The sequence below is a fragment of the Senegalimassilia anaerobia JC110 genome (genome assembly GCF_000236865.1).
Lineage (GTDB): Bacteria > Actinomycetota > Coriobacteriia > Coriobacteriales > Eggerthellaceae > Senegalimassilia > Senegalimassilia anaerobia.
The window spans coordinates 62,678-67,145 of sequence record NZ_HE611017.1; the positions used below are offsets into that span (position 1 = coordinate 62,678).

Genomic DNA, 4,468 nt, shown 5'->3' on the forward strand with positions numbered 1-4,468 from the left:
CAGCTGGCGGCGAGGCCCGGGGGAGACCCCGGCGCGGCCCGCTCGTCCGCCGAGCGCGCGTGCGCCGAGAGGATGGCGCGCGCCCTCGTCGACGCGGCCGGGCGCGGCGTCCTGTCCGACCCTCCCCCAAAGCAGCCGAGGGAACGCGCCGGAGACCGGGACAGGTCGGGCGGCGGGCTCGGGCTGGCCGCCGGGATGCTCGACGCGGCGTTGAAGGCCGCCCTGTCCCCGACCGCGAAGGCCGGCGGTCAAGGCATGAGGCGCCGCCCCAGGCGCCGCGCGCCGGAGCGCGAGATGCAGCGTTCGCACATCGGCCAGGAGCGCCTATGAGGCGGGCCTTGGGATGGGCGATGCTGTTCGCCGCCGGCGCAGTCGCCATCGTCGCGGTCTTGCTGGTCGCGCCGTCCTTCGTGCACCCGGACGCCTCGGGCTACCGATCCGAGGCCGCCGACGCGGGCGGGGCGTTCCCTGAGATCGACTGGGAGGGGCTGCGGCTCGCGAACCCCGACATCGTCGGCTGGGTGAAGGTGCCGGGCACCAACATAGACGCGCCCATCTGCCAGGCGCACCCGGACGACCCGGAGCGCTACCTGCAAACGGCGTACGACGGCTCCCCTTCCCGCGCGGGCTGCCCGTACCTGGACGCCACCTGCGAGGAGAAGGGCCTGGAATCGGCCATGCCGATCGTCCTGGGGCACTCGCTGCTCGACGGCTCGATGCTCACCGATTTCAAGGAGATGAGCGATGCCGGATACGCCGACGAGCACAGCGAGATCATGCTCATGAGCCCCGAGGGCAACCGAATGCTCGAGGTCGCATGCGCAAAGGTCGTCGACGCCGACGTCGCGCAGAAGGTGACGGGCGTCAAGGACGCCTCCGCCGCGGCCGACCTGCTGGGCGTCGAGGAGCAGGACGCGGACGTGGTGCGAGTGCCGCCGAAGCGGGCCGAGCAGGTGTTCCTGTTCGTGACCTGCTCGTACCAGACGGGAAACTCGCGCACGCTCGTCTACGCGGTGCAGGAAAGATGACGGGCGCGCAAGGCGGGACGGCCGCATGAAGCAGAAGGCCTGACCGCAGGTCTTCGGGAAGCAGGTCAGTTTTGGAGAGAAATGTCGGACTTGCCGGAGAGGCAAGCGATTTAAAAGGCGGCGGGCGCGTCCGGTTGACGGATACGCAGCTCAAGATACTCGGAACGATAGCCGCCTCGCGCAGGCATCCCATCACCCATGAGGAGCTCGCCGAAAGCGTCGGCTGCTGCGCCAAGACCGTCGATCGAGCCATCGCCCGGTTCAGGAACGCCGGGCTGGTCGAGGTTCGGAACGCCAGAAGAGCCGACGGCGGGCGGGATGCGGACGCCTACGTCCTGTCCGAATGCGCAGGCCGCGAAAGCAGGGCAGGCTAGATAGGAAGGAACGGGAAGATGACGGAGGACGGATCCTTCGAAGCGGGCGACTGGGCGGAGCTCTGCACGTACGTGGACGGCGAGCACAGAGAGGTCGCGCTGACAGATGTGCAGCTGGCGGTGATCGGGCTCATGCTCGGGCTCGGCCGAGAGCGCCCGTTCGCGGACGACGAGCTGGCGGAGAAGATGCTGCCGGCCGCAATCGAGGCTTCGTGCAGATGACGCCTGCTGGCTGCAGACAGACGGGCTTTCGAGAAGACGGGAAGAGCGGCTTCCGGGGGCTTTCGCCGCGTTGGCCGGCGTCAGCCCAGAGCCTCGACCCACCAGCGCATGACCGGGGGCTTGTTCAGGGACGGGTCGTAGACCTTGCGCTCGAGGAAGAGGTTGGTCACATGGTCCCGGATGCGCACCTTGTACCGCGCCGTGGCCACGCCGCGGTACGACGGGCCGAAGTCCCCGCGCTCCACTATCTCGGTTATCGGGAACGCGCGCCCGTCGGGCCAGAGGACCGTTATCGGGTCGAACCGGCCCTCGTCGGTCAGACGCATGTAAACGTCGACGTAGCGCTTGTGCGCACGTCGCCTCCCTCCCCCGCTATGTTTTACCCAATCTTGCATCGGCATGATATTATCGAACAGAAGTTCGATAAAAAACAGCGAACAAACTGTGAAGATTGGGGTGATTCGGGCTTTGGCGGCGACAGACGAAGGGAGCGCAGGGGCTCTGATCGTCAGGAATTAAGCCGATCGAATGCAGCCCTGACCTTTGCCAGATCGTCGGCATCGGGGGCAGACCCGTCGCGCTCGAAGGCGTCGGCCGCCTTGCTGAGGGCCGCCGCTGCCTGCGCTAGCAGATACGGCCCGCCCTTTTCCCGCTCGAACCTTCTGTACACGTCGGCGTAATCCGCCGGGCAAGCCGGGTTGAGTCTCCTCGCGTAGGCATCGAACTCGCCTATGAGGGAATCTCCCCCGGAGCGTGACCCCAAGGAGGCGACCTTTCTAGCGACTGCAGTCCCCATCGACCCGGAATCGAAGCATTGAAGCAAACGAGGCGTCAGCCGATCCGTCAGCGTTGCCATCTCGGAAACGAACCTCGTGCTCTTCCCCGTCACGATCGAGCACAGGTCCGTCATCTTGCCGTATCTCCAGCAAGACCTCCGTCCCATTTCCTTGACGTGCTCGCGGAACCCCATGAGCAGCTTTCTTCTATCGGCGGCGGGCGTTGCGGCCGTGTAGATGTTCGAAGCATCGTGGAACGCGCGAGCGTCGGCGTCGTCGAGGCTTTCGAACACGTGAACGTCGATGTTCTCGAGCGACGGGTCGGAAACCGCGGCCTGTGCGCGCGCGAGCGCTCGGCAGGCACCCGCAATGAGGAGGATCTCGCCGTCAACCGCCCTTGCCAGGAAAACCCCGTTCGGCCCGTCCCACGATAGCGGGTAGGCGGCAGCGAGGGGATCGTTTCCGTAAACCACCGGATCGGGCCTGGCCGATGCCGCCGAGATAACGGCGATGCGGAAATAATCGCGTGTTGCGGGTTCATCCCCCATGCAGGCCTCCATCCCTGTTGCGCTCTGCGTGTGCCTTGTGCCCGTCAGATGATAGCACGTTGCGCGCGCCGTGCGGGAGACGTCCCGGAGCTAGGCCGACAAGGACCCACGCCGAGCGGGCCGCGATCGACTTGCAGAGAGCGGCCGAAATGCGGATTCCGCATTTGCCTTTGTTTCTTTCGACACCATGGTTTGACGACCGGGCGAACCTTCGCGACCAGGCCCTTAACAACCGAAGCAATCCAATTCGGCAAATCAGATAGTCAACGAATCCAACCACTTGTTTCATATACCCAGAGGAAGGCGCATCGACATGCACATCGACCAGGGGCGCGAGCCTGGACCCCCCGATTCGGGAAAGCCCGAACCCTGCGGGCGCAAGGGCACTACGACCATATGCTCCGACACGCAGACGACCTTCCCAAGCATCCGCGCCGCGTCCGCCTGGGCAGATCCGGCAGGCCGGCACGGCAAGAGGCCGGTCATTTGCATAGAGACCGGCGAGGCCTTCCCGAACGCGGCCGCAGCTTCTAAGCATGCCGGGTGCAGCCGGCAGACCATCGGCAACTGCGCCGCCGGGCGCAGCAGGACCGCAGGCGGCTACCACTGGGCCTATGCCGAGCAGCCGCCCGAGTCCTGGCGCGCGGCGATCGAATGCCCGGAGGCAGGCGTCAAGTTCGAGAGCCTCGGCGACGCCGCCGAGTGGGCCGGATGCGAGGCGGCCGAAATCGCCGACTGCCTGGCAGGGAGAAAGGACGCGGCGGGCGGTGTGCGCTGGCGGTTTCGGAAGCTGCGGGGAGGCCGCCGGACGATGCCGATCGTCTGCGTCGAGACCGGAGACGAGTTCCCGAGCATCAGGGCGGCCGAAGAGCGGACGGGCTGCTGCCATGGGACGATCAGCGCCGTCCTATCCGGCCGAAGCAAGACCGCAGGCGGATACCGGTGGGCATACGCCGAGCAACGCGAGCCGCGCTGGAAGACCCCGGTGATCTGCCTCGACACGCAGATGAGGTTTCCCGGCGTGAAGGAGGCGGCCGCCTGGGCTGGCTGCAATCCCGGATGCATCAGCGCCGTGCTTGCAGGACGCGCGAATACGGCGGGAGGACGCCGATGGGCGCACCCCGAGGCCGAGGCGGCCGAAAAAGCGACAATAAAAAACGGGCACGTAAAATAAGTGGTTGGAAGTTGGTAAATAACTGGTTGGTCAATCGTAATTCAGGCCATCAATGTCCAACCACGTATTTTACATACCCACTTCTTCTTGGCCATCCTGAAAGCCCCTCCCCGAGGGTGTTGCATGCAGGAAGACATCCACCCTTGTATCTTCGCCACATATGGAGTATCTTCGCCATATTATTTATATTTGGCGAAGATACAAGGAATGTGGCGAAGATACCCCATGGCTCAATTCGACTATTCGAGGCAGCTCAGCACCCTTATGTCGCCCGAAGTCATGTCGTCTATCGGCGATATGAGGGAGCACCGCGGAAGACAAGCGCTTTACGAGGCGACGAGGCCGG

General features: G+C 65.2%; 6 protein-coding genes and 1 pseudogene. 5 read left to right on the forward strand and 2 right to left on the reverse strand.

Features of this window, described 5'->3' with window-relative positions:
• The 4 genes and pseudogenes from SFHG_RS11145 to SFHG_RS08500 form a co-directional block, all read left to right on the forward strand.
• Window positions 1–330 (forward strand): annotated as a pseudogene (locus SFHG_RS11145) (hypothetical protein); the annotation flags it as partial.
• Complete coding sequence (locus SFHG_RS08490) at window positions 327–1,028, forward strand: class B sortase (RefSeq protein ID WP_081469046.1); 702 nt, start codon at window positions 327–329, stop codon at window positions 1,026–1,028. The pseudogene SFHG_RS11145 and the gene SFHG_RS08490, both read left to right, overlap by 4 nt.
• 134 nt (window positions 1,029–1,162) lie before the next feature.
• Window positions 1,163–1,402 (forward strand): helix-turn-helix domain-containing protein, encoded by a 240-nt coding sequence (locus tag SFHG_RS08495; RefSeq protein ID WP_162096583.1) that lies wholly within the window; start codon window positions 1,163–1,165, stop codon window positions 1,400–1,402.
• 18 nt (window positions 1,403–1,420) lie between these two features.
• Window positions 1,421–1,624, forward strand: coding sequence for a hypothetical protein (locus tag SFHG_RS08500; protein WP_042436361.1), 204 nt, complete (start codon window positions 1,421–1,423; stop codon window positions 1,622–1,624).
• Window positions 1,625–1,704: 80 nt separating this feature from the next.
• Here the strand turns inward: SFHG_RS08500 and SFHG_RS08505 are convergent, their stop codons facing one another.
• Together SFHG_RS08505 and SFHG_RS08510 are read right to left on the reverse strand one after the other, a co-directional pair.
• Window positions 1,705–2,025, reverse strand: a complete 321-nt coding sequence (locus SFHG_RS08505) for a hypothetical protein (protein WP_042436363.1) — start codon at window positions 2,023–2,025, stop codon at window positions 1,705–1,707.
• A gap of 107 nt (window positions 2,026–2,132) precedes the next feature.
• A complete protein-coding gene (locus tag SFHG_RS08510) occupies window positions 2,133–2,873 on the reverse strand; it encodes a hypothetical protein (protein WP_162096584.1) in 741 nt (246 codons plus the stop codon).
• A 388-nt stretch (window positions 2,874–3,261) separates the two neighbouring features.
• Here SFHG_RS08510 and SFHG_RS08515 point away from each other — a divergent pair, with 388 nt between their 5' ends.
• Window positions 3,262–4,122, forward strand: coding sequence for an NUMOD1 domain-containing DNA-binding protein (locus SFHG_RS08515; protein ID WP_042436367.1), 861 nt, complete (start codon window positions 3,262–3,264; stop codon window positions 4,120–4,122).
• Window positions 4,123–4,468 lie beyond the last annotated feature (346 nt).

What these genes read in the sequence shown, in the direction of transcription:
- SFHG_RS08505 (WP_042436363.1), bottom strand. Translation starts at nt 2,025, where the DNA reads ATGCCGATGCAAGATTGGGTAAAACATAGCGGGGGAGGGAGGCGACGT.
- SFHG_RS08515 (WP_042436367.1), top strand. Translation starts at nt 3,262, where the DNA reads ATGCACATCGACCAGGGGCGCGAGCCTGGACCCCCCGATTCGGGAAAG.
- SFHG_RS08500 (WP_042436361.1), top strand. Translation starts at nt 1,421, where the DNA reads ATGACGGAGGACGGATCCTTCGAAGCGGGCGACTGGGCGGAGCTCTGC.
- SFHG_RS08490 (WP_081469046.1), top strand. Translation starts at nt 327, where the DNA reads ATGAGGCGGGCCTTGGGATGGGCGATGCTGTTCGCCGCCGGCGCAGTC.